This is a genomic window from Rathayibacter sp. VKM Ac-2857 (assembly GCF_013205025.1).
Lineage (GTDB): Bacteria > Actinomycetota > Actinomycetes > Actinomycetales > Microbacteriaceae > Rathayibacter.
Genome location: NZ_JABMLE010000001.1, coordinates 1,320,093 through 1,343,418, shown reverse-complemented (window position 1 = coordinate 1,343,418; position 23,326 = coordinate 1,320,093). Strand labels below are relative to the sequence as shown.

The window sequence follows — 23,326 nt, the reverse complement described above, 5'->3', positions numbered from 1 at the left end:
AGAGACGCCCGCCGCATGCTGGTCGAGTAGCCCCGGAGGGGCGTATCGAGACCCGACGCGGTCGGACGCCCGGCCTCAGCCCGCGGCCGATGCCGCCGCGGCGCGCTGGTCCTGCGCGAACGCACCCGGAGTGGTCCCCATCACCCGCTTGAACGCCGCGATGAACGTGCTCGGGTGCGTGTGGCCCATCAGCTCCGAGACGTCCTGCACGCTCCGCCCCTCGGCGAGGAGCGCCAGCGCTCGGTGCGCACGCAGCGCCTGCCGCCACTGCAGGAAGGACAGCCCGGTCTGCGCACGGAGGACCCGGGACAGGGTCCGCTCGCCGACGCCGAGGTGCCCGGCCCAGTCGGCGAGGGTCCGCCGGTCGGTCGGGTCGTCGAGGAGGGCCGCGACCAGGGGCGCGAGGCGCTCGCCCTGCGGGACCGTGACGGAGTACTGCTCGCTCGACGGCGCGATCACGTCGAAGACCACCGCCTCCGCCCGCAGCCGCGCCGCCGCCTCGAGGTCGGTCCGCGCGAGCCGGGTGAGCAGCGCGGCGAGCACCGGCGTCACCTCGACGAGGACCGGCGCCGTGATCGGCACCGGCGACCGCTCCGGATCGAACAGCGCGTCGCAGAGGGCGGTCCGCGCGGTCGTCCGCCCCGCGTGCTCCGTCCCGGCCGGGATCCAGACGCCGAAGCCGTCCGGCACGGTCAGGATCCGGTGCTCCAGCCGGACCGTCATGGTGCCGCCGCGGACCCAGACCAGCTCGTGCAGCGCGTGCCGGTGCGGCGCGAACTCGTGCGGCGCCTCCAGCAGGACGCTGCCCGCCGCGATCGCGAACGGCTCGGCGATGCGCGAGGGCGCTCCGGTGTCGGCGACGACGACGGTGCTCGGCTCGCGCCGCCAGGTGCCCCGTGCGCTGTCCTCGTCCATGCCCACGATCTTAGGAAGCGCCCGCGCCGGGGCAGACTGTCCCGGTGACAGCAGCGCAGAATCCGACAGCAGCGCAGAACCCGACAGCAGCGCAGGCCCCCACAGCAGCGCAGGCCTTCCGCGACCGTCTCGTCGAGCACATCGACGCCGTCGGCTTCGGCGCGCACGGCCTGCACGTGCTGATCGGCGACGACACGGCCGAGCACCGCTGGACGCCGGACGTCCGCGAGGACGTCCACTCCGTCGCCAAGGGCGTCTGCGTGCTGGCCGCCGGGCTGGCCGTCGACGAGGGTCTGATCTCGCTCGACGAGCCGCTGGGACCGCTGGCCGCGGACGTCCCCGCGGATCTCGGCGAGGGAGTCGCCGACCTCACGCTGCGCCGGCTCCTCAGCATGACCAGCGGCATCGACCTGCCCTGGTCGCCCACGCTGATGACCGACTGGCCCGACCTCGCGGTCGAATTCCTGCGCCGCCCCTCCCGCGGACCCGTCTTCCAGTACTCCAACGCCAGCAGCTACACCGCGATGCGACTCCTGGAGACGCGGGTCGGCGACGTGGGCGACTACGTCGACCGCAGGCTCCTGCGGCCGCTCGCCATCGAGGGGGCGGAGTGGCAGCGCTGCCCGAACGGCCGCATCGTTGCGGGCAGCGGGCTGGCGCTTCGCACGGAGGAGACGGCCCGGATCGGGCGCCTGATCCGCGATCGCGGGGTCTGGCGCGGCGAGCGGCTCCTGGCTCCCGAGTGGAGCGACCTGATGCACTCCGCGTGGGTCGCCGCGGGCACCGGCCCGGGCTACCAGCGCTACGCCCTCGCCGGCTGGGACGGCCCGGGCGCCTGCTGGCGCCTGCACGGCGCCTACGGGCAGCTGCTCGTCTTCGCCGACGACGCGGTCGTGACGATCAGCGCCGACGACCATCCGGGCGCCGATGCGATCGCCGCGTTCGTCGCGGCGGAGCGGGCGACCGTTCAGGACTGACGGCCGGCCCGCTCCCGCGCCGCCTACTCGTCGCGGTCGGTGTACTCGCCCTCGCCGACGGAGTCGGGCCCGGAGCCCTCGGTGTCGACGTAGCTGCCCTTCTCGGTGGTCGACTCCTGGTGCGAGGAGGTGTCGACGTAGCTGCCCTCCTCCTCGCCGTCGGTGTGCGAGACGCCGTCGGTCTCGGTGTACTCGCCCTCGTCCGAGGTGTCGGTGCTGTGTCCGTCGGTGCCGGCGCCGCCCGCGTCGCCGTCCGCGAGGTGGCGGCCGCGTCGGGTCGTCTCCTCGGTCGTGCCGCCGCTCTCGGTGGTCGTGGTGGTCTCGAACTCGTCGTCGTGTGCCATGGCGGGGCTCCTCGCCTCATCGCGTCGGGTGGATGCAGTCGACGATCCTGCACCGCGTCCGCCGGTGCAAGGTGTCGCGGCTGCACATCCGCGCACCTTGACACCTGCGCACCCCGATGCTCCGGGCGCCGAGCGCAACTCCTGTCGCGATGTCCCCACCGCCGCCTAGCCTCCGAGCATGACTGCACGGACTGCACGGACCCGCTGGGGCGTCATCGGCCAGCTCGGCCCCCTCTTCGACGACGGCGGCCCGATGCTGCTCGTCGAGGCCCGCTCGGCGTTCGGGCGGCGGCCGATGCACCGCGCGAAGGCGCAGCTGCTGCTCTCGGCGCTGCGCCACCGCGGCCGCGAGCTCGGCGACCGCGTCGAGTACGTCCGCGCCGAGACCTTCGCCGAGGGGCTCGCGGGCCGCGACGATCTCGAGGTGATCGACCCGCCGACCCGGGGTGGCCGCCGCCTCGCCCGCCGGCTCGGCATGAGCGTCCTGCCCAGCCGCGGCTTCGTCACGGAGGAGGAGGACTTCCGCGAGTGGGCGCTGGCGAAGTCCGGCAAGCGCCTCCTGCTCGAGGACTTCTACCGCTGGAGCCGCGAGCGCACCGGCGTGCTGATGCGCGGCGACCAGCCGGAGGGCGGCCGCTGGAACTACGACCACGACAACCGCAACCCGCCGCCCAAGGGCGCCTCGCGCCTGGGGCTGCCCGATCCGTGGTGGCCGGAGGAGGACGACATCGACGAGGAGGTGCGCGCCGATCTCGCCCGCTGGGAGCGCGAGGGCGCGATCCGGCTCGTCGGCGAGGACGGCCCGCGCCGGTTCGCGGCGACCCCCGCGGAGGCGGAGGCGGCGCTCGCCGACTTCGTCTCGTCCCGCCTGGGCGACTTCGGCACCTACGAGGACGCGATGCTCTCCGGCGACTGGACGATGGCGCACTCGCTGCTGAGCGCTCCGCTCAACCTCGGTCTGCTCGATCCGCGGGCCGTGATCGACGCCGCCGCGGCCGAGCACGCCTCGGGTGGCGCCCCGCTCGCGAGCGTCGAGGGCTTCGTCCGGCAGATCCTCGGCTGGCGCGACTACGTCTGGCACCTCTACTGGCACCTCGGGCCGGACTACCGCGAGCGCAGCAACGCGCTCGGCGCGAAGGCCCCGCTGCCGCAGCAGCTGCTCGACCTCGATCCGGCCGGCATCGAGGCGAACTGCCTGCACGAGACCCTCGACGACGTGCGCCGGCACGGCTGGGCGCACCACATCCAGCGGCTGATGGTGCTCGGCAACTGGGGCCTGCAGCGCGGCTGGGACCCGGCCGAGCTCAACGACTGGTTCGTCGACGTCTTCGTCGACGGCACGGAGTGGGTGATGCCCGCGAACGTGATCGGCATGTCCCAGCACGCGGACGGCGGCGTCGTCGCGACCAAGCCGTACTCCTCCGGCGGCGCCTACATCAACAAGATGTCGGACTACTGCGGCGGCTGCCGCTTCAACCCGAAGGTGCGCCTGGGCGAGAACGCCTGCCCCGTCACCGCCGGCTACTGGGCCTTCCTCGACCGCACCGAGCCCGTCCTCCGCGGCAACCACCGGATGGCGCAGCCCCTCGCGGGCCTCCGCGCCCTCTCCGACCGCGCCGCCGTCGTCGACCAGGAGCGCCGCCGCGAGAGCTACTGACCCGCTGCCGATCGAGCGGAGGGGGACGCCTTGGCGCCGGCGCCGGGCGGGGACGAGGCCGACGTCCATGCGGTGGTGGGTCTCGATACGCCCCTGCGGGGCTACTCGACCAGCATGCCTGCGGGCGGCTCTTCCCAGTAGATCCACCGTCCGCAGGGGCAGGGTCTCGATACGCGCTGCGCGCTACTCGACCAGCATGGGGCGATGCATGTCGACGCGCTGCACGCGCTGCACCCACTGCATGCTGATCGAGTAGCCCGCGCAGCGGGCCTTGCATGCTGATCGAGTAGCCCGCGGAGCGGGCGTATCGAGATCCACCACCGTCAGAACGGCACGGGAGCATCGTCGAAGCGAGGTCCCGGTGGCGGGTCGGGCGGCCGCCCGGGCAGGGGTGGCGGGCGGTTGCTGATCCGCCGGCCGGTCGGGCTCGTCCACTCGAGCGTCCCGTGGTCGTCGATCCGCTTGTAGCTCCACTGCTCTCCGTGCCGGACGTGGTGGTGGGACGTGCAGAGGCTGACGAGGTTCTCGAGGGACGTCTCGCCGCCGTTGCGCCACTCGAGACTGTGGTCGGCCTCGGCCGTCGATGCGGTGCGGGTGCAGCCGGGGAACCGGCAGGTCTGGTCCCGGAGCTGGAGGTGGAGGCGCATCTGCGGTGGTGGCACGCGCCAGGTGCGGCCGACGGAGGTGACGGCGCCGGTGTCCGGATCGGTGAGCACCCGCGTGAAGGAGGCTCCCGTTCGGATGAGCTCGCGGGCGACGTCCGCGGGAACCGGTCCGTAGCCGTCGAGGTCCGCAGGAGCGTCGTCGAGGCCGACGGCCGTGGACGCGGCGAGGGTGAGGCGGACCTCCGCACGGACGCCGGGGACGAAGGTCGGGTCGGGCCGGTGCTCGGCATTCGGTGTCGTGCCGGCGATGTCCCCGTCGCAGAGCAGGTCGATCGCCGCGTCCGCGCTCAGCTGCTGCAGGGTGCGCGGATCGCCTTCGTCGCGGAGAGTGCGGGCGATGCGGCGGAGCCGGTCATAGGCGCCCGTCACGGCCGGTGCGGGAGCGAGCATGCACAGCGTCGCCATCCCATCGACGTCCGGGGTGACCCACACCGCGCGGTCCTCCTTCGCGCGCGCGTGCCGCTCGGCGAGGGGCTGCTCGTGCAGCTCCTCGCGCCAGCGGCTGAGGGCGCGGCGCAGCTGTGTCGTCGTCATCGTGAGTGCGGCGTCGGCGGCGCGCTCGTCGAGTGCGGAGCGGGAGGTCTCGGGGAGGCTGCTCGCGGTCTTGCAGATCGCCTCGCCCGTCTCCCACAGGATCCGGCCGTCGCGGAGCAGCGCACGGGTGAGGGGAAGGTGCTCCATCAGCATCTGCGCGGTCTCGAGACGGCGGGAGACGTCCCGCTCAGAGAGGCCGAACGCCACCGCCAGCTCGGCGCGGAGGGAGCGCTCGACGAGGTCGCGGGTCTCGCTGCGGGTCGTGCCGCGGGCGAACGCCTCGGGGACGGTGAGCGCGATCCGGTAGCCGCGGTGCATCCGTTCGGCCGCCCTCAGGCGCGTCGGGGAGGCGGCGCGCTCGGCTGCGGCGGAGTCGTCGAAGCAGTCGCGCACCTCCGCGAGTGCTGCCGCATTCTCATCTTCTGACATACGCGTATTGAATCAGGGACCACCGACATCGGAGCGGGGGCAGGGGCCGATCGGGGACAGTGCTGTCGGATCGGGCGCTGGGGAGGAGGCTCGCTTCCGGATGTCTCGGCGAGGGTGGGTCTCGATACGCCCTCCGGGCTACTCGACCAGCATGGAAGAGTCGCCCGACGCGGCTGCTCCGTCGGCGGAGGAGCGGCGACATCCTTGCTGGTCGAGTAGCGCGCGCAGCGCGCGTATCGAGACCCACCCGCGTCAGAAGGACGAGTCTGCAGACCAGCCTTGCCGATGACGGTGGGTCTCGATTCGCCCCTGCGGGGCTACTCGACCAGCATGTGCAGGGGCGTCTCTTCCCAGTGGATCCACCGTCGTCGGAACGCCCCGGAAGCGACCGTCCCGACCTCCGCCTACGCCGCGCGGTACACCGACACCGTCACCGCGACGGTGACCGCAGTCGTCGCCGAGCGTCCCGCCAGCAGCGCGTCGACCGCCGCCGCATCGACGTGGTGGGCGCTCGGCCCCATCAGCACCTCGGCGCGCAGCTCCCCGGGCGTCATGGCGACCGCGTAATCCAGCTCCTCGCGCGCCACCCGCTGGAAGCCCTGCAGCTGCTCGTCGAGCCGCTCCGCCTTCCCGGCGTCGATCCCGAGCATCCCGAACACCGGCCGGATCTCGCCGAGGTGCCGCTCGCGCGGCGTCACCACGATCGCGACCCCGCCTGTCCGCAGCACCCGCTGCATCTCCGGCGCGTTCCGGGGCGCGAACACCGTCAGCAGCGCGTCGGCGCACCCGTCGGCGAGCGGCAGCGGCTGCCACAGGTCCGCCGTCGCGATCGCGGCGCGCGGATGCGCCCGCGCCGCCCGCCGCGCCGCCGCCGCCGACAGGTCGAGCCCCAGCCCGCTCGCCTCCGGCCGCGCCTCGAGCGCCGCCGCGAGGTACGCGCCGGTCCCGCAGCCGAGGTCGACGACCAGTCGCGCGTCCGCCGGCACCGCTGCGGCGACTGCGTCCTGGATCGGCCGGTAGTGCCCGGAGCCCAGCAGCTCCTCGCGCGCCTGCACCATCGCCGCAGTGTCGCCCGAGGTCGCGTGCCGGCCGCGCAGCAGCGAGACGTAGCCCTGCCGCGCCAGGTCGGCGCTGTGCCCCAGAGGGCAGCGCAGCAGGGTCGGCCGCGGCAGCGCGTCGGGCGTCAGCCCCGCCCCGCAGACCGGGCAGGCGAGCGCGGGCAGGACCACCGACCCGGGGATCCCCGCCGGGTCGAAGGGGTGCCGGCTCACGCGGAGCGCCCCGGATCGCGAGGCACGGAGTCGAGCCGCTCCGGATCGTGCCGCATCGCCGTGATCGCCGAGTTCAGCGTCGCGATCACCGGCACCGCGAACAGCGCGCCGGCCAGCCCCGCCACCTCGAGCCCGGTCGCGACGCCCAGCACGACGGCCAGCGGATGCACCTTGACCGCCGAGCCGAGGATCAGCGGCTGCAGCACGTGCCCCTCGAGCAGGTGCACGACGACGACCACGCCGATCATCACCAGCGCGGCCACCGGTCCGCTGAACAGCAGCGCGACGACCGCGGCGAGCGCCCCCGTCACGATCGCGCCGAGGAACGGCACGAAGGAGCCGAGGAACACCACGATCGCGATCGGCACGACCAGGGGCAGCTGCAGCGCGAGCGCGCCGATTCCGATGCCGACGGCGTTGATCCCGGCGACCCCCAGCTGCGCCCGGACGAACTGACTGAGCGTCCGCCAACCGGCAGCAGCCCCGGTGTCGAGCGGCAGTCGCGCGGCGCGCGGCATCAGGCGGAGGAACCAGGTCCAGATCCGCCGGCCGTCCAGCAGCAGGAAGATCAGCGAGAACAGCGTGAGCAGCGTGCCGGCGAAGACCTCGGCGACCTGCGAGCCGACGGCGAGGGCTCCGGAGGCGATGGTCGACGCCTGGGTGTCGGCCCAGTCGATCGCCGTCTGCGCCCAGTCGCCGAGCTGCACGTCGCTGAAGCCGAGCGGCGGGCCCTGCAGCCACGCCTCCACGTCGTCGACCGCGTCGAGTGCCCGTTGCCCGACGCCGCCGAAGCCGGCCCGCGACTGCACGACGACGAGTCCGACCAGCCCGACCAGCGCGAGCAGGAGCGCAAGGATCGAGACCAGCACCGCGAGCGGCCGCGGCAGCCGCCAGCGCTCGAGCCGATCGCGGAGCGGTGTGAGCAGCGCCGTGACCAGGAGCGCGATCAGCACCGGCACCACGACGACCGGCACCAGCGCGACGAGCTTCACGACCAGCCAGAGCAGCGCGGCGACGGCCAGCACCCGCCAGCCCCAGGCCGCGGCGATCCGCATGCCGGGAGAGACGTCGTGCGGCTCGTCGGCCGCGGGGTCCGGGGGAGTCGCGGCCGGAGGGGTCGCCGCTGCGTCGCGTCCCCCGTCGCGCGGTCGGCGTGCTCGCATGTCCCCTCCGATTTCCCTCGCAGTGTACGACCGCGGCGGACGACCTGCCCGGGAGCGATGCGCCGGAACGACGGATCCGGTTGCGAAGTGAACGCAGAACTGACGTAATGGAGGCACTATGGCCCTCACGAGCACGGTTTTCGAACGATCCGCCCCCGACTCCGCCGTCGTCGACGCCGCCCTGGCCGGCACCCGACGCGGTGTGTTCTGGCTCGAGGACCCCGACGCGCCGCGCCCCGCCCTCGCCGGCGCCGTCCGAGCCGACCTCGTGGTCGTCGGCGGCGGCTACACCGGCCTGTGGAGCGCCCTGCGCGCGAAGGAGCGCGACCCCGGCCGCCGGGTGGTGCTGCTCGAGGCCCGCTCGCTCGGCTGGGCCGCTTCCGGTCGCAACGGCGGCTTCGTCGAGTCGAGCCTCACCCACGGCCGCGAGAACGGCCTCGCGCGCTGGCCCGCCGAGGCCGCCCGGCTCGAGGAGCTGGGTGTGCGGAACCTCGACGACATCCAGGCGACCGTCGCCCGCTACGGCATGGACTGCGACTTCGAGCGCACCGGCTCGCTCGCGGTGGCGGTGGAGGAGTACCAGGTCGGCCCGCTCGCGGACGGCGACGGCGTCGCGGGCGGCCGCTTCCTCGACACCGCCGAGGTGCGTGCCCTGGTCGACTCGCCGACCTTCCTGGCCGGCCTCGCCGCCCCCGCCGAGCAGTGCGCCCTGGTGCACCCCGGCAAGCTCGTCCGCGAGCTCGCGCGGGTGGCCGAGGAGCTCGGCGTCGAGATCCACGAGGACAGCCGCGTGCTCGGCCTCGAGCGCGACGGCGCCGGCGTGCTCGTCCGCACCGCGCACGGCTCCGTGGCGGCGTCCCAGGCGATCCTCGGCACCAGCGCCTTCCCCTCGCTCCTCGCCCGCACCCGCCTGATGACCGTCCCGGTCTACGACCACGTCCTGATGACCGAGCCGCTCGACGCCGACCAGCTGGCCTCGATCGGCTGGACCGGGCGCGAGGGCCTCAGCGACGTCGCCAACCAGTTCCACTACTACCGCCGCACCGCCGACGACCGGATCCTCTGGGGCGGTTACGACGCCGTCTACCACCCGGGCGGCCGGATCCGCTCCGCCTACGAGGAGCGCCCGGAGACCGATCGCGCGCTCGCCGCGCACTTCCTGACCACCTTCCCGCAGCTCGAGGGCCTGCGCTTCAGCCACCGCTGGGCCGGAGTGATCGACACCAGCACCCGCTTCGCCGCCTTCTACGGCACCGCGCTCGCCGGCCGCGTCGCCTACGCCGCGGGCTACACGGGGCTCGGTGTCGGCACGACCGCCTTCGCGGCCGACGTGCTCCTCGACCTCCTCGCCGGCGAGCCGACCGAGCGGACCGAGCTGGAGATGGTGCGCAAGCGCCCGCTGCCGTTCCCGCCCGAGCCGTTCGCGACGGCGGGCATCCAGGCGACGCGCTGGTCGCTCGACCGCGCCGACCACGACGGCGGCCGGCGGAACCCGCTGCTGCGGACCCTCGACGCGCTCGGGCTGGGCTTCGACTCGTGACAGGCGTCGACTCGTGATCCGCTCCGACTCCTGACGGCGCCGCCCGCCCGGTAGCGTGCTCTGCGGGGGCACCGCCGGGTGCGGGAGGGACACGGATGCTCGCATCAGCGCTCGAGGTCCTGCTCGCGGTCGCGGGCGCGGCCGCCGGAGCCGTCCTCGTCGTCAGCGGCGTGCTGAAGCTCGGGCGGACGGAGCGGTTCCGCGCCAGCCTCGCCGCGCTCGGTCTGCCCGCCCGTCTCTCCGCGGGCCCGCTCTTCGCCCGCGCCTTCCCCGTCGTCGAGATCGCGCTCGGCCTGGCGATCCTGCTCGCCCCGTCGCCGCTGCACCGCGGCGCGCTGCTCGGCGCGGTCGCGGTCGACGTGGTCTTCCTCGCCGTCGCGATCCGCGCGGTCCGCGCCCCCGAGCCGGTCGAGTGCGAGTGCTTCGGCGGCCTCGGCGACGCGCGGATGACCGGCCGCACGGTCGCGCGGAACGCCGTCCTGCTCGCACTCGCGCTCGCCGGGCTCGTCGGGGCCACCGCGCCGGCGGAGCTGCTCGTCCCGGGGATCCCGGCCCTGCTCGCCGTGCTGCTCGCTGTCGCGCTCGTCCCCGTCCGCGACCGGCTGGCCGCGCGTGCACCAGCGCCCGCCGCCGCACCCACCCCGGCCGACTCCGACGACCTCGCCTTCCTCACCGCCGCCGGCGAGCCGATCGCCCTCGCCGAGTGGGCCGATCCGCCCACGCACCTGGTCTTCTTCTCGCCGTCCTGCATCTCCTGCCACGAGCTGGTCGAGCGCTTCCGCTGGTGGCCGAACGGCCTGCGCGAGGGCGAGGAGCTGATGCCCGTCTTCCTCGGCGCGCCCGCCGACTTCGCCGAGCACGAGGTGTTCGCGCCGCTCGTCGAGCACGCGCTCTACGACCCCGACCGGTCGATCGCCGCCGCCCTCGGCCGCGGTGCCACCCCGGGCCACGTGCTGCTGGACCCCGCGCACCCCCTCGGCGACGGCTGGTCCAGCGGCTGGTTCGAGATCGAGAAGCGGGTGCTCCGGCCCGGTTTCTTCGAGGACGTCCGCCGCGGCGCGATCGGCCCGGCCCCCGACACCGCCGGACGCGGATGACCGCGCTCCTGGTGGTGCTGGTCCTCGCGCTGGTCGTGATCGCCGCCGCCGCCGTCGTCGGCCCGCGCCTGGGCGTCGCCTCGCCGCTGGTCCTGGTCGCGATCGGCGTTGCCGCGAGTTTCCTCCCCGTGGTCGGTGCGATCGAGATCGAGCCGGAGTGGATCCTCGCCGGGGTCCTCCCGCCGCTGCTCTACTCGTCCGCCGTGTCGATGCCGGCGATGAACTTCCGCCGCGAGTTCGGCGCGATCAGCGGCCTCTCGGTCCTGCTGGTCGTCGGCACCTCGCTGGTGCTCGGCCTGTTCTTCCTGCTGGTCCTGCCCGATCTCGGCTTCGCCTGGGGCGTGGCCCTCGGCGCGATCGTCAGCCCCACGGACGCGGTGGCGACCTCGATCGTCAAGGGCACCTCCGTCTCGCGGCGGGTGGTCGCGATGCTCGACGGCGAGAGCCTGCTCAACGACGCGACGGCCCTGGTGCTGCTGCGGACGGCCATCGCGGCCGCCGCGGCGAGCTTCTCCTTCTGGGGTGCGCTCGGCTCGTTCGGCTACTCCGTGCTGATCGCCGCGGTCGTCGGCGGTCTCGTCGGCTGGCTGAACCTCGCCGTGCGCCGCCGGGTGAAGGATCCGACGGTCAACACGATCCTGTCCTTCACCGTGCCCTTCCTCGCCTCCGTCCCGGCCGAGCTCCTCGGCGCCTCGGGCCTGGTCGCCGCCGTCGTCGCCGGCGTCGTCACGGGGATCCGGGCGCCGCGCGAGCTCTCCCCGCAGAACCGCCTGTCCGACTCGCAGAACTGGCGCACGATCGAGCTGGTGCTCGAGGGCGCGGTCTTCCTCACGATGGGCCTGCAGGTCCGGGCGATCGTGACCAGCGTCGAGGAGGACCACGCCGGCGTCGGCCCGGCCGTGCTGATCGCAGCGGGCGCGCTCCTGCTGACGGTGCTGGTGCGCGCGGCCTATGTCGCCCCGCTGCTCGGCGTGCTGAAGAGCCGCGGCCGGCTCCGCGAGCGGATGCGCCCGCGCGTCGAGGGCCTGCAGGAGCAGATGGGCACCGAGGAGGGCCGAGAGGAGAGCCTGAAGCGGATCAGCCGCGGGCGCCGGACGCCGACCGCCCGCGACCTCGAGCGCTTCGGCACCCGGCTGACCCGCATGCTCGCCGACATGGAGTACTTCGTCCGCGCGCCGCTCGGCTGGCGCGAGGGCACCGCCGTGGTCTGGGCCGGGATGCGCGGCGCCGTCACGGTCGCCGCCGCGCAGACGCTGCCCGAGGACACCCCGCAGCGCTCGGTCCTCGTGCTGATCGCCTTCGCGGTGGCCGCGCTGTCGCTGCTGCTGCAGGGCGGCACGGTCGGGCCGCTGCTGCGGGCGATCGCGCCGGACGTCGACGAGGCGGCCGAGGAGAAGGCCCGGGAGGAGGAGCGCACCCGCGTCTTCGCCCTCCTGCGGACCAGCGCCGAGGCCGTCCAGGAGCCGCCGCCCGCCCCGGACGCCCCGAGGACCGAGGCGTTCCTCCAGGCCCAGCGCCACCGGCTGGCCGTGATCGCGGCCCAGCGCGCCGACCTCCTCGACGCCCGCGACAACGGCACCTTCGACGCCGACGTGCTCGCCTCGGTGCTCGCCGCCCTCGACGCCTCCCAGATCGACCTCGAGATCCGGGCGCGCACCGCCCGCTGATCCACCGTCCTCCGCGCCGCTCGCGGGCGACCCGGTAGCCGCCCGAAACATGAGGGTCGTACGGTGAGCGCATGCGCGCAGAACTGACCCTCGGTGCGGAGGAGGAGCTCCACCTCATCGATCTCGAGTCGAGGCAGCTCTCCCCCCACGCCCCCCAGGTGCTCGCCCGGCTGCCGAAGGAGAGCTTCTCGGCCGAGCTGCAGCGGACCACGGTCGAGACGAACACCGCGGTGGTCGACTCCCTCGACGGGCTGCGGGAGCAGCTGATCTCGCTCCGGCGCGCGGTCATCGACGCCGCGGCGCCCGACGGCATCGGCATCGCCGCCGTCGGCACCGCGCCCCGCTCCGAGCAGACCGACTTCGAGCTCACCAGCACCGGCCGCTACGGCCGCATGCAGGAGCAGTACCGGATGCTCGTGGACGAGCAGCTGATCTGCGGCACCCAGATCCACGTCGGCGTCTCCGACCGCGAGCTCGCCGTGCAGATCGCGCAGCGGATCGCGCGCGACCTGCCGGTCCTGCTCTCCGCCAGCGCGAGCAGCCCCTACTGGAACGGCCAGGACACCGGCTACGCCAGCATCCGCACGATCATCTGGCAGCGCTGGCCCAGCGCCGGCGCGACCGGACCGCTGGAGTCCGCGGCCGAGTACGACCGCCTGCTCGACGACCTGATCGCCACCGGCGTCATCGCCGACTCGAAGATGGCCTACTTCGACGTCCGGCCCTCCTCCCACGCGCCGACCCTCGAGCTGCGGGTCTGCGACGCGATGCCGATCGTCGACGACGCGGTGCTGATCGCCGGGCTCTTCCGCGGCCTGGTCCGCAGCGCCGAGCTCGACATCGAGGCGGGCCGCCCGTTCCGGCACACCCCGCCGCCGATCCAGCGCGCCGCCACCTGGCAGGCCGCCCGCGGCGGTCTCTCCGGTCCGCTGCTCGACCACACCGAGCACCCCCGGCCGGTCCCCGCCGCCGAGGCGCTGCGCAGCCTGATCGCCCGCCTCCAGCCCGCGCTGGACGAGCTCGGCGACCTGGAGCAGGTGCGCGCGCTCGCCGAGGCGCTGATCGCGCGCGGCAACTCCGCCGACCGCCAGCGCGCCGTCCTCGCCGAGCGCGGGACCCTGGACGCCGTGGTCGACGCCGTCGTCGCCGAGACGCACGGCCCCGCGAGCGGACCGATCCTGCCCGCCCCGAGCCTGCGCTCCTACCGCGTGCGCGCCGGCGACGAGGCCGTGGCCACCGGCGGCCGCGCCAGGAGCGCCTACCAGCCGATCCTCGAGCACTTCCGCGGCCTCGGCCCCGAGCGGCTCGAGACCCTGCACGAGTCGCGCGACCGGCTCGTCGAGCAGGCCGGGCTCACCTTCCGCGTGGGCGAGGAGGACCGGCCGTTCCCGGTCGACCTCGTCCCGCGGGTGCTCCAGGCCCACGAGTGGAGCGAGCTCGCCGCCGGGCTCGAGCAGCGCGCCCGCGCCCTCGAGTGCTTCCTGCAGGACGTCTACGGCGAGGGCCGGGCGGTGCGGGCCGGCGTGGTCCGCGACCTGCGCGGTGCGCCGGGCTGGAGCGAGGACGCCGCGAGGCTGCCCGCCGGCACCGTGCGCGGCGCCGTGATGGGCTTCGACCTGGTCCGCAACGAGTTCGGCGGCTGGCGGGTGCTGGAGGACAACCTCCGCAACCCCAGCGGCCTGGCCTACGCGCTGGGCATCCGCGCGCTGCTCGACGACGTGCTGCCCGACCTGCCGCGGCCCGCGGGCCTCCTCGACGCGTCGACGGCGCTCGCCGGACTGCGCGCCACGCTCGCGCACGGCGCGAAGGGTGCCGACCCCGTGCTCGGCCTGCTCTCCAGCGGGGCGACCAGCTCGGCCTGGTTCGAGCACCGCCGCCTCGCCGAGGGCGCCGGGCTCCTGCTGCTCGAGGCGGCCGACCTCGCGGTCGAGGGCGGCCGCGTGCTGGCCGGCGGCACGGTCGTCGACGCGCTCTACCTGCGGCTCGACGTCGAGCTCGCCGACCTCGTCGCGGGCGACCGGGCGATCGGCCGCGAGATCCTCGAGGTCGCGGCGGCCGGCGACGTGTACCTGGCGAACGCGCCCGGCAACGGCGTCGCGGACGACAAGGCCCTCTACTGCGCGGTCCCCGAGCTGATCGGCTACTACCTCGACGAGCGCCCGCTGCTCGAGTCGGTGCCGACCTACCGCCCCGAGGACGAGGCCGAGCGCCGGATCGTGCTCGAGCGGGTCGGCGAGCTGGTCACCAAGCCGGTCGACGGCTACGGCGGCCGGGGAGTGATGATCGGCCCGTCGTCCCCCGCGGCGCGCGTCGCCGAGCGGCGCGCCGAGATAGCGGCGGACCCGGGCGCCTGGGTCGCCCAGGAGGTCGTCCGCCTCTCCTCGCTCCCCGCCTTCTCGGGCACCGACCTGCAGCCGCGGCACGTCGACCTCCGCGCCTTCGTCTTCGTCACCGGCACCGGACCCGGCGACGTCCGCCTCGCCGACCTCGCGCTCACCCGCGTCGCGGCCGAGGGCAGCATGATCGTCAACTCCTCGCGCGGCGGTGGCGCGAAGGACACCTGGATCGTCGGAGGCTGAGATGTGCGGCATCGCGGGCGAGATCCGGTTCGACGGCGCGCGCGCCGACGTCGCTGCCGTCGACCGGATGACCGGCTGCCTCGTGCACCGCGGCCCGGACGGCGACGGCCTCTGGGCGGCGGGCCGCGTGGCGCTCGGGCACCGGCGGCTGGCGATCATCGACCTCTCGGCGGCCGGCGCGCAGCCGATGGTCGACGCCGCGCTCGGCCTGACGATCGTCTTCAACGGCTGCATCTACAACCATCGGCAGCTGCGGGCCGAGCTGGAGGCGAAGGGGCACCGCTTCTTCTCCCACTCCGACACGGAGGTGATCGGCAAGGCCTACGCCCAGTGGGGCGAGGACTGCGTCGATCACCTCCTCGGGATGTTCGCCTTCGCGATCGTCGAGCGCGAGTCCGGGCGCGTGGTGCTGGCGCGCGACCGCCTCGGCATCAAGCCGCTCTACCTCGACGAGACCCGCGAGCGGATCCGCTTCGCCTCGACGGTCCAGTCGCTGCTCGCGGCCGGCGGCGTGGACACCTCGATCGACCGCACGGCGCTGATGCTCTACCTGAGCTTCCACTCGGTCGTGCCCGCGCCGCGCACGATCCTCGCCGGCATCACCAAGCTGCCGCCGGCGACCGTGCGCGTGATCGAGCCCGACGGCAGCAGCCGCGAGCGCGTCTACTGGGAGCCGGTCTTCGCCCGCGATCCCGACCGTGCCGACTGGAGCGAGCGCGACTGGCAGGAGGCGCTGCTCGCGTCGTTCCGCACCGCCGTCTCGCGCCGGATGGTCGCGGACGTGCCGGTCGGCGTGCTGCTCTCCGGCGGCATCGACTCCAGCCTGATCGTGGCGCTGCTCGCCGAGGCGGGCCAGACCGGGCTGCAGACCTTCTCGATCGGCTTCGACGCGGCGGGCGGCGAGTCGGGCGACGAGTTCGAGTACTCGACCCTGGTCGCCGAGCGCTTCGGCACCGACCACCACCGTCTCCCGATCGACTCCGCGCGGCTGCTGCCCGGGATCGACGCCGCGGTCGGCGCGATGAGCGAGCCGATGGTCTCGCACGACGCCGTCGCCTTCCACCTGCTCAGCGAGGACGTCTCGCAGCACGTGAAGGTCGTGCAGTCGGGCCAGGGCGCCGACGAGGTGCTCGGCGGCTACGACTGGTACCCGCCGCTGGCGCGGGTGCCGCGCGAGCGCGCCGTCGAGGCCTACGCGGACGTCTTCGTCGATCGCCCCTTCGCCGCGCTGCAGGCGCTGCTGGCGCCCGCCTGGCGCGGGGACCCCGACGCCGCCACCGCCTTCCTCGCCGAGCGCTTCGCCCGCCCCGGCGCCGACACCGCCGTGGACGCGGCGCTGCGCAACGACACCGCGGTCATGCTCGTCGACGACCCGGTGAAGCGGGTCGACAACATGACCATGGCCTGGGGTCTGGAGGCGCGGGTGCCGTTCCTCGACCACGAGTTCGTCGAGCTGGTCGGCACGATCCCGCCGGAGCTCAAGCTCGCCGACGGCGGCAAGGGGATCCTCAAGCGCGCCGTGCGCGGCATCGTGCCGGACGAGGTGATCGACCGCACCAAGGGCTCCTTCCCGGTGCCCGCGATCCGCCAGCTCGAGGGGCCCTACCTCGAGCGGGTGCGGGCGGCGCTGACCGACCCGGCCGCGCGGCGCCGGGGGATCTTCGATCCCGCGACAGTGGACGCGCTCCTGGCCGACCCGAACGCGACCCGCACCCGCCTGGGCTCGAACGAGCTCTGGCAGCTCGCCCTGCTCGAGATGTGGCTCCAGGAGCACGGCGTCGGCTGAGCGGTGCCGGAGGATGGAGGCATGACGTCTCCTCTCGCCGCCCCGTCGCTCGCACACCCGCCGGCCGCCGCCGAGGAGCTCGCGCTCGGGCTCGTGCACGCCTGGGGCAGCTGGGGTCCGACGATGACCCCGGACGCCGCCCGCGTCGCCTTCCTCAGCGATCGCGGCGGAGCACCGGAGGTCTGGGTGCAGGACGTCGTCGTCGGCGCGGAGCCGCCCGAGGCGCGCCGCATCGCCCTCACCGAGGACCCGGTGCTCGAGGTCTCCTGGTCCGCCGACTCCGCCTGGCTGGCCTGCCTCGTCGCCACCGACGGCGGCGTGCGCACGCAGGTCTGGGTGGTCCGCCCCGACGGCTCCGACGCCCGCCGCATCGCCGGCTCCCGCGACGCGCACGCCGAGCTCGGACCGTGGACGCGCAGCGGCCACCACGTCGTCGTCACGATCCCGTCGGCCGAGCCGGAGCAGCCGACCCGCTCGTTCCTCGTCGACCCGGTGACGGGGGAGCGGAAGCCGCTCGTCGACGGCGACCTCATCTCGGTGCTCGACCTCTCGGTCGAGGAGCGCCTCGTCGTGATCCGCGACGGCCAGCGCGGCCAGCAGTACTGCGTGGTCGTCGACCGGCTGACGAACGAGAACCACGCCCTGCTGCCCGACTCGGGCACCGGATCCACGGACGTCGCGCTGCTGCGCCCCTCGCCGCTGCACGACACCGAGAGCCCGATGGTCGCCTACCTCGCGACCGACGTCGACCTGCCGCGGCGCCAGCTGGTCGCGATGCCGCTCGGCCCGGACGGCTGGCGCGGCCGGATCCGCCGCCTCGCCGCCCGCGACGACGCCGAGCTCGAGGGCCTGGACGCCGACGACGCCGGCCGGATGCTGATGCTGGTCTGGAACGTCGCCGGCTCCAGCGAGATCGAGCTGCTCGACACCACCACGGGCGAGCGGGTCCCGGTCGCGGGGCTCCCGGGGCTGGTGGCGACGACGCCGGTGCTCTCCCGCGACGGCGGTGCCGTGATCCTCGGCGTGGAGGGCCCGGAGCGCCCGCGCGAGCTGTGGCGGCTCGACACCGCGACCCACGAGTGGTCCCGGATCACCGCGGTGCCGGAGCTGGCGGCGCCGCCGCTGATCGTGCCGACGCTCGAGCGCTTCGCGGGCCGCGACGGCCTCGCGCTCTCCGGCTGGCTGTACCGCGCGCCCGGGTCGACCGGGCCGGGCGCGGCGATGCTCAGCCTGCACGGCGGCCCCGAGTCGCAGGAGCGCCCCACCTTCTCGGCGCAGCACCAGGCGGTCGCCGCCGCGGGGATCACCGTCTTCGCGCCGAACGTGCGCGGCTCGTCCGGCTTCGGCCGCGACTTCGTGCACGCCGACGACGTCGAGAAGCGCCGCGGCGCCTTCGACGACGTCCTCGCCGCCGCCGCGCACCTCGTCGACGCCGGGTTCGCCGACCCGGCGCGGATCGCCGTCACCGGCCGCTCCTACGGCGGCTACCTCACCCTCGCGTCGCTGGCCTTCTCGCCCGGCGTCTTCGCCGCCGGCGTCGACATCTGCGGCATGTCGCACCTGCAGACCTTCTACCGCGATACCGAGCCCTGGATCGCCTCGGCCGCCATGACCAAGTACGGCCACCCCGAGCACGACGCGGAGCTGCTGGAGGAGCTGTCGCCGCTGAACGCCGCCGCCGCCATCGATGTGCCGCTGCTCGTCGTGCACGGCGAGCTCGACACCAACGTGCCGCTCGGCGAGGCCCGGCAGATCGTCGCGGCGCTCGAGGAGCTCGGCCGCCCGGTCCGCTTCCTGCAGCTCGACGGCGAGGGCCACGAGTACCGCCGCGCCGACTCGAAGGAGACGCTGCTGCGCGAGCTCCTGCACTTCCTCACCGAGGCCCTCGGCGCCCCCTGACCAGCACGTCCTGGCGGTGAGCAAGAGGACGCGGCGGCACCCCCTTCATGTTGGTCGAGTAGCCCCGCAAGGGCGTATCGAGACCCACCGTCCCCAGCACGGCGGGTCTGCAGACTCGTCCTTCTGGTGCTGGTGGATCTCGATACGCCCGCTCCGCGGGCTACTCGATCAGCGTGGATCGCTGAGCAGCGCGTCTCGAGCGGCGCCCCCTTCATGCTGGTCGAGCAGCCCCGCAGGGGCCCCTCATGCTGGTCGAGTAGACCCGCAGGGTCCCTTCATGCTGGTCGAGTAGCCCCGCAGGGTCCCTTCATGCTGGTCGAGTAGCCCCGCAGGGTCCCTTCATGCTGGTCGAGTAGCCCCGCAGGGGCGTATCGAGACCCGCCGATCAGCGCGTCTCGAACTCCTGGCGGAGCGTCCCGTGGATCGGGTGCGCCGGGTCGTCGCCGACGGCGCGCGCCGGGTCGTCGATCTCCACGGCGCGCCCCGGCGCGGGAGCCGCGTCACCGCCGATCATCTCGGTGCTGCCGTCGAGCAGCTCCTCGGCGATCCGGCTCGAGAGCCCGCTGCGCTCGCCCGGCCCGGGATCGGTGAGCGGGTCGACCGGCGCGGCCAGCGCCGCCTCGAGGCCGGTCGGCTCGGCGCCGGCCTCCGGCCCGTGCTCGATCCGCCGCACGTCGTCGTGCTGTGACCGTGACCCGTCTGGCATGGTCGCTCCTCGTCCGTCTCGAGCGGCCGGGGCAGTGCGCTCCCGCCGCTGACCCGAGCGTAGATCACGGGCTCCCCGATCACCCGCTCAGTCGAGCAGCAGCCAGGAGTGCGCCTCGACGCGCACGCCGCGGACGCTCGCGGCCTCTTCGCCGAGGTTCAGCGCGAGCCGCGCGCTCTCGCCGCTCGGCCCCTCGGCCACCAGCAGCACGGCGGTGTTCGACAGGTCGACGCTCGTGGTCCGCGCGGCGACGAGCCACGGGTGCCGGCGGCGGAACGCGATGACCTCCTGGTGCACGCGGTAGGCGTCGTTCCGCGGCCACTCGCTCGGATCGGCCGGGAACTCGGGACGGATCGCGTCGTCGCCGCCGGCCCGCTCCTCCTTCACGCCCTCGAGGCCGCGCTCGTCGCCGGAGTAGATGCTCGGCACGCCGCCGACGAAGCCGAGGATCGCGACCGCGTGCCCGTGGTGGCGCGGGTCGGTGATCGCGCTGGCGAGCCGGGTCACGTCGTGGTTGCCGACGAAGGTCAGCGGCACGAACGTCTCGAGGAACTCGGCGTGCCGCTGCAGCGTCCAGTCCAGCTCGAAGAGGTTGCCCTCCTCGATCGAGCTGCGCACCGACTTCCACAGCTCGTACTGGGTGACCGAGTCGAGCCCGGACTCCCGCACATAGCCGGCGTAGTCGCCGTGGATGACCTCGCCGACGAACCACGCCTCGGGGAAGCGCTCGCGCACCGGATCGATCGCGGCGCGCCAGGAGGAGGGGTCCACCGCGTAGGCGGCGTCGAGGCGCCAGCCGTCGATCCCGCGCTCGAGCCAGTGGCCCATCACCGCGGAGACGTGCGCCGCCACCTCGGGGTTCGCGGTGTCGAGCTCGACGAGCGCCTCGTGCCCCTCGAAGACGTCGACCGGCAGGCCGTCGACCTCGCGCGCCGCGCCCGTCCGCCGGAAGCGCGCGGCGGCGGGGGAGCCCTCGCCCGCCGCGACGGCCTCGCGCCACCACGGGTGCTCGCGGCCGACGTGGTTGAAGACGCCGTCGAAGACCAGGCGGATGCCGCGCTCGCGGCAGGCCGCGATCAGCTCGTCGAGGTCGCGCTCGTCGCCCAGCCGCGGATCGACGCGGAAGTGGTCGACCGTGTCGTAGCCGTGGGTCATCGAGGCGAAGACCGGCCCGAGCAGCAGGCCGTTGCAGCCCAGTGCCAGCAGGTCGTCGAGCCAGGGCAGCAACCGGCGGAGGCGGTGCTGCGGCTCGTCGCCGGGCTGCGGTCCGTCGGCCGAGGTCGCCTCGGCCCCCAGGAACGCGAGCGGGTGGATCTGCCACCAGATCGCCGTCGAGATCCAGCCGTCCGTCGTCGTCTCCGCCACCGCGGCCGCCTCTCCCGGCGGGCTCGGGTGCACGCCGTCGGCGAGTGTAGCGACGGCCCCTGACACCGGCTCCCAGCCGCTCCCGGAGCCCCCGCGGGCTGCCGATCGGCGTGATTCCGCGGATTCCGCCGCGCGAATCGCCGCCGATCCGGGATCGGGCTGGTAGGTTACGGACGGTCCGACCGGTCGACGGGGTCCGTCCCCGGCCGGCGGACGACACACAACCACCAGCTGTTCTCAACAGCGCGAACGTCCTGGGAGGACACTCCAATGGCTGACAAGTCGCTCAACCGCACCGAGCTCGTCGCGAAGATCGCCGCCGACTCCGGCCAGAGCCAGGCCGCCGTCAACGGCGTCCTCGACTCGCTCTTCTCGACCCTCGCCGACTCCGTCTCCAACGACGTGAAGGTCACCATCCCCGGCTGGATCGCCGTCGAGCGCACGTCCCGCGCCGCGCGCACCGGCCGCAACCCGCAGACCGGCGAGACCATCCAGATCGCGGCCGGCCACTCGGTCAAGGTCTCGGCCGGCACCAAGCTCAAGGCCGCTGCCAAGTAGTCACGGCCCGCGTCGCCACGGCGCAGCAGTTCCACACGAAGACCCCGGCCCTCCGCCGGGGTCTTCGTCGTCCTGCCGCCCCTCAGCCGCGAGAACGTAGGCTTGCCGGGTGAATCGAACCGTCCGGATCGCGGGCCCGGCGCTCCTGCTCGTGGTCGCCGCGCTCGTCGCGCTCCTGGCGGCGCTCGCCTTCGGCGGCGGTTCGGCCGCACCGCTCCTGAACGACCCGGGGCCCGTCGTCCGCTTAGGCCTCCCGGTCGCCAAGCTCGCGGTCAACCTCGGCGCCGCCGGCATGATCGGCGCCCTCGTCCTCACGCTGTTCGCGCTGAGCCCGCGCGCCGTCGCTGCCCGGAAGGGCGCCCCCACCGACGCGGAGCCGCGCACCGAGTACACGATCGCCCTCGACGTGGCCGCCGCGAGCGCCGCGTTCTTCGCCGCCGCTTCCGCGCTGACCGGCTTCTTCACCTTCCTCAACGTCACCCAGACGCCGCTGAGCTTCGACCGCGACTTCGGCACCAAGCTCAGCTACTTCATCGGCAGCATCCCGGTCGGCCAGGCCTGGCTGATCACCACGCTCCTCGCCGCCGTCGTCACCGTCCTCTGCTTCGCGGTGCGCAACCAGACCGCGCTCGTCTTCGTCACGGCGATCGCGCTCCTGACGCTGCTGCCGATGGCGCAGCAGGGCCACGCGGCCGGAGCGAGCGGCCACGACGCCGCGGTCACCGCCCTCGGCCTGCACCTGGTCTTCGCCGCGATCTGGCTCGGCGGTCTCGTCACGATCATCGTGCTCCGGCCGCTGCTCGGCGGCGCGCGCCTGCTGCCCGTGATCGGGCGCTACTCGAGCCTCGCCCTCGTCAGCTTCATCGTCGTCGCCGCCTCGGGCTACATCAGCGCCGAGCTGCGGCTCGCCACCCTCGGCAACCTGCTCACCGGCTACGGGGTCCTCGTGCTGGTCAAGGTCGCGGCCCTGACCGCGCTCGGGGTCTTCGGGCTCGTCCAGCGCCGGTTCCTGATCGCGCGGATGCGCAGCGCCGGCGGAGCGGGCGGTCGCAGCTTCTGGTGGCTCGTCGCCGCGGAGGTCGCCTTCATGGGCATCGCCTCCGGCGTCGCCGCCGCCCTCGCCCGCACCGCGACGCCGGTCGACCAGGTCGCCGCGACGGAGCTGACGAACCCGACCCCCGCGGAGCTGCTCACCGGCGAGCCCCTGCCGCCGGCGCCGTCCGCCCTGAACTTCCTCACCCTCTGGAACGTCGACCTCGTCTGGCTGCTGGTCTGCGGCTTCGGCATCGCCTTCTACGTCGCCGGCGTCGTGCGCCTGCACCGCCGCGGCGACCGCTGGCCCGTGCACCGCACCGTGCTCTGGATCGCGGGCATGCTGCTGCTGGCGTACATCACCAACGGCGGCGTCAACGCCTACGAGAAGTACCTGTTCAGCGCGCACATGCTCGCGCACATGGTCCTCACCATGGCGGTGCCGGTGCTGCTCGTGCCGGCCGCGCCGGTGACGCTGATCGCGCGCGCCGCGGCCCGGCGCACGGACGGCTCCCGCGGCGGCCGCGAGTGGGTCCTGCTCGCCGTGCACTCGCGCTTCGCGACCGCGATCTCGCACCCGATCGTCGCGGCGCTGCTGTTCGTCGGCTCGCTCTGGGGCTTCTACTACTCCCCGCTGTTCCGCTGGGCGACGACCGACCACATCGGCCACGAGTGGATGATCGTGCACTTCCTGATCACGGGCTACCTCTTCGTGAGCGTCCTGATCGGCGTCGACCCGAGCGTGCACCGGGTGCCCTACCCGATGCGCCTGCTGCTGCTGCTGGGCACCATGGCGTTCCACGCCTTCTTCGGCCTGGCGCTGATGACGGGGGAGGGGCTCCTCCTCGCCGACTGGTACGGCGCGATGGGCTGGGGCACGGACGCCCTCGTCGACCAGCAGGCGGCCGGCGGCATCGCCTGGAGCATCGGCGAGATCCCGACGCTCGCGCTCGCGATCATCGTCGCGGTGATGTGGAGCCGCTCCGACGCGCGCGACTCCAAGCGGCTCGACCGCCAGGCCGACCGCACCGGCGAGGCCGAGCTCACCGCCTACAACGACCGCCTCGCGGCCCTGCAGAAGCGCGGCTGAACCGAGCCCTCCCCGTCCGGCCGGACGTCCCGCGACAGCCCCGAGCGGGCTC

The 23,326-nt window shown here is 74.1% G+C and carries 17 protein-coding genes; 10 read left to right on the top strand and 7 right to left on the bottom strand.

Features of this window, described 5'->3' with window-relative positions; genetic code table 11:
* Positions 1-75: 75 nt before the first annotated feature.
* Complete coding sequence (locus tag HQQ86_RS06230) at positions 76-915, bottom strand: helix-turn-helix domain-containing protein (RefSeq protein ID WP_173287212.1); 840 nt, start codon at positions 913-915, stop codon at positions 76-78.
* 44 nt (positions 916-959) lie between these two features.
* Between HQQ86_RS06230 and HQQ86_RS06225 the strand changes: the two genes are divergently transcribed.
* The gene (locus HQQ86_RS06225; RefSeq protein WP_173287211.1) at positions 960-1,892 is read left to right on the top strand and encodes a serine hydrolase; all 933 of its coding nucleotides are present in this window, start codon (positions 960-962) and stop codon (positions 1,890-1,892) included.
* A 23-nt stretch (positions 1,893-1,915) separates the two neighbouring features.
* Here HQQ86_RS06225 and HQQ86_RS06220 read toward each other — a convergent pair whose 3' ends face one another.
* Positions 1,916-2,236: a hypothetical protein gene (locus tag HQQ86_RS06220; RefSeq protein ID WP_173287210.1), complete on the bottom strand. Its 321-nt coding sequence runs from the start codon at positions 2,234-2,236 to the stop codon at positions 1,916-1,918.
* A 178-nt stretch (positions 2,237-2,414) separates the two neighbouring features.
* On the opposite strand from HQQ86_RS06220, the gene HQQ86_RS06215 reads away from it, so the two are divergent.
* Positions 2,415-3,893, top strand: a complete 1,479-nt coding sequence (locus tag HQQ86_RS06215; RefSeq protein ID WP_173287209.1) for a cryptochrome/photolyase family protein — start codon at positions 2,415-2,417, stop codon at positions 3,891-3,893.
* Positions 3,894-4,216: 323 nt separating this feature from the next.
* On the opposite strand, the gene HQQ86_RS06210 is transcribed toward HQQ86_RS06215, so the two are convergent.
* The 3 genes from HQQ86_RS06210 to HQQ86_RS06200 form a co-directional block, all read right to left on the bottom strand.
* Positions 4,217-5,521 carry an HNH endonuclease signature motif containing protein gene (locus HQQ86_RS06210; RefSeq protein WP_173287208.1) on the bottom strand — a complete coding sequence of 435 codons (1,305 nt, stop codon included), beginning with the start codon at positions 5,519-5,521 and terminating at the stop codon, positions 4,217-4,219.
* 404 nt (positions 5,522-5,925) lie between these two features.
* Positions 5,926-6,792 carry a methyltransferase domain-containing protein gene (locus tag HQQ86_RS06205; protein WP_216844934.1) on the bottom strand — a complete coding sequence of 289 codons (867 nt, stop codon included), beginning with the start codon at positions 6,790-6,792 and terminating at the stop codon, positions 5,926-5,928.
* Positions 6,789-7,955, bottom strand: coding sequence for an AI-2E family transporter (locus HQQ86_RS06200; RefSeq protein WP_173287207.1), 1,167 nt, complete (start codon positions 7,953-7,955; stop codon positions 6,789-6,791). The genes HQQ86_RS06205 and HQQ86_RS06200 overlap by 4 nt, the downstream gene beginning before the upstream one ends.
* 118 nt (positions 7,956-8,073) lie before the next feature.
* Between HQQ86_RS06200 and HQQ86_RS06195 the strand changes: the two genes are divergently transcribed.
* The 6 genes from HQQ86_RS06195 (at position 8,074) to HQQ86_RS06170 (ending at position 18,523) form a co-directional block, all read left to right on the top strand.
* A complete protein-coding gene (locus HQQ86_RS06195; protein ID WP_173287206.1) occupies positions 8,074-9,495 on the top strand; it encodes an FAD-binding oxidoreductase in 1,422 nt (473 codons plus the stop codon).
* A gap of 95 nt (positions 9,496-9,590) precedes the next feature.
* Positions 9,591-10,592 carry a MauE/DoxX family redox-associated membrane protein gene (locus tag HQQ86_RS06190; RefSeq protein ID WP_173287205.1) on the top strand — a complete coding sequence of 334 codons (1,002 nt, stop codon included), beginning with the start codon at positions 9,591-9,593 and terminating at the stop codon, positions 10,590-10,592.
* Entirely contained in the window at positions 10,589-12,259 is a 1,671-nt protein-coding gene (locus tag HQQ86_RS06185) for a sodium:proton antiporter (RefSeq protein WP_173287204.1), read from the top strand. Before HQQ86_RS06190 ends, HQQ86_RS06185 begins: the two co-directional genes overlap by 4 nt.
* A 71-nt stretch (positions 12,260-12,330) precedes the next feature.
* Positions 12,331-14,838 (top strand): carboxylate--amine ligase/circularly permuted type 2 ATP-grasp protein, encoded by a 2,508-nt coding sequence (locus HQQ86_RS06180; protein WP_173287203.1) that lies wholly within the window; start codon positions 12,331-12,333, stop codon positions 14,836-14,838.
* 1 nt (position 14,839) lies between these two features.
* Positions 14,840-16,624, top strand: a complete 1,785-nt coding sequence (locus HQQ86_RS06175; protein ID WP_173287202.1) for an N-acetylglutaminylglutamine amidotransferase — start codon at positions 14,840-14,842, stop codon at positions 16,622-16,624.
* 21 nt (positions 16,625-16,645) lie between these two features.
* Positions 16,646-18,523: a S9 family peptidase gene (locus HQQ86_RS06170; protein WP_173287201.1), complete on the top strand. Its 1,878-nt coding sequence runs from the start codon at positions 16,646-16,648 to the stop codon at positions 18,521-18,523.
* 385 nt (positions 18,524-18,908) lie between these two features.
* Here HQQ86_RS06170 and HQQ86_RS06165 read toward each other — a convergent pair whose 3' ends face one another.
* Both HQQ86_RS06165 and HQQ86_RS06160 read right to left on the bottom strand, forming a co-directional pair.
* Positions 18,909-19,229 (bottom strand): hypothetical protein, encoded by a 321-nt coding sequence (locus HQQ86_RS06165; protein ID WP_173287200.1) that lies wholly within the window; start codon positions 19,227-19,229, stop codon positions 18,909-18,911.
* Between the two features lie 87 nt (positions 19,230-19,316).
* Complete coding sequence (locus HQQ86_RS06160) at positions 19,317-20,627, bottom strand: alpha-amylase family protein (RefSeq protein ID WP_367948561.1); 1,311 nt, start codon at positions 20,625-20,627, stop codon at positions 19,317-19,319.
* 237 nt (positions 20,628-20,864) lie between these two features.
* On the opposite strand from HQQ86_RS06160, the gene HQQ86_RS06155 reads away from it, so the two are divergent.
* Both HQQ86_RS06155 and HQQ86_RS06150 read left to right on the top strand, forming a co-directional pair.
* Complete coding sequence (locus HQQ86_RS06155) at positions 20,865-21,152, top strand: HU family DNA-binding protein (RefSeq protein ID WP_055786347.1); 288 nt, start codon at positions 20,865-20,867, stop codon at positions 21,150-21,152.
* Positions 21,153-21,261: 109 nt separating this feature from the next.
* Positions 21,262-23,274 carry a cytochrome c oxidase assembly protein gene (locus HQQ86_RS06150; protein ID WP_367948560.1) on the top strand — a complete coding sequence of 671 codons (2,013 nt, stop codon included), beginning with the start codon at positions 21,262-21,264 and terminating at the stop codon, positions 23,272-23,274.
* The last annotated feature ends 52 nt before the right edge of the window (positions 23,275-23,326 follow it).

Coding starts and splice junctions, on each gene's coding strand:
- HQQ86_RS06165 (WP_173287200.1), bottom strand. CDS start 19,229: ATGCCAGACGGGTCACGGTCACAGCACGACGACGTGCGGCGGATCGAG.
- HQQ86_RS06195 (WP_173287206.1), top strand. CDS start 8,074: ATGGCCCTCACGAGCACGGTTTTCGAACGATCCGCCCCCGACTCCGCC.
- HQQ86_RS06155 (WP_055786347.1), top strand. CDS start 20,865: ATGGCTGACAAGTCGCTCAACCGCACCGAGCTCGTCGCGAAGATCGCC.
- HQQ86_RS06180 (WP_173287203.1), top strand. CDS start 12,331: ATGCGCGCAGAACTGACCCTCGGTGCGGAGGAGGAGCTCCACCTCATC.
- HQQ86_RS06190 (WP_173287205.1), top strand. CDS start 9,591: ATGCTCGCATCAGCGCTCGAGGTCCTGCTCGCGGTCGCGGGCGCGGCC.
- HQQ86_RS06200 (WP_173287207.1), bottom strand. CDS start 7,955: ATGCGAGCACGCCGACCGCGCGACGGGGGACGCGACGCAGCGGCGACC.
- HQQ86_RS06210 (WP_173287208.1), bottom strand. CDS start 5,521: ATGTCAGAAGATGAGAATGCGGCAGCACTCGCGGAGGTGCGCGACTGC.
- HQQ86_RS06175 (WP_173287202.1), top strand. CDS start 14,840: ATGTGCGGCATCGCGGGCGAGATCCGGTTCGACGGCGCGCGCGCCGAC.
- HQQ86_RS06215 (WP_173287209.1), top strand. CDS start 2,415: ATGACTGCACGGACTGCACGGACCCGCTGGGGCGTCATCGGCCAGCTC.
- HQQ86_RS06170 (WP_173287201.1), top strand. CDS start 16,646: ATGACGTCTCCTCTCGCCGCCCCGTCGCTCGCACACCCGCCGGCCGCC.
- HQQ86_RS06185 (WP_173287204.1), top strand. CDS start 10,589: ATGACCGCGCTCCTGGTGGTGCTGGTCCTCGCGCTGGTCGTGATCGCC.
- HQQ86_RS06230 (WP_173287212.1), bottom strand. CDS start 915: ATGGACGAGGACAGCGCACGGGGCACCTGGCGGCGCGAGCCGAGCACC.
- HQQ86_RS06220 (WP_173287210.1), bottom strand. CDS start 2,236: ATGGCACACGACGACGAGTTCGAGACCACCACGACCACCGAGAGCGGC.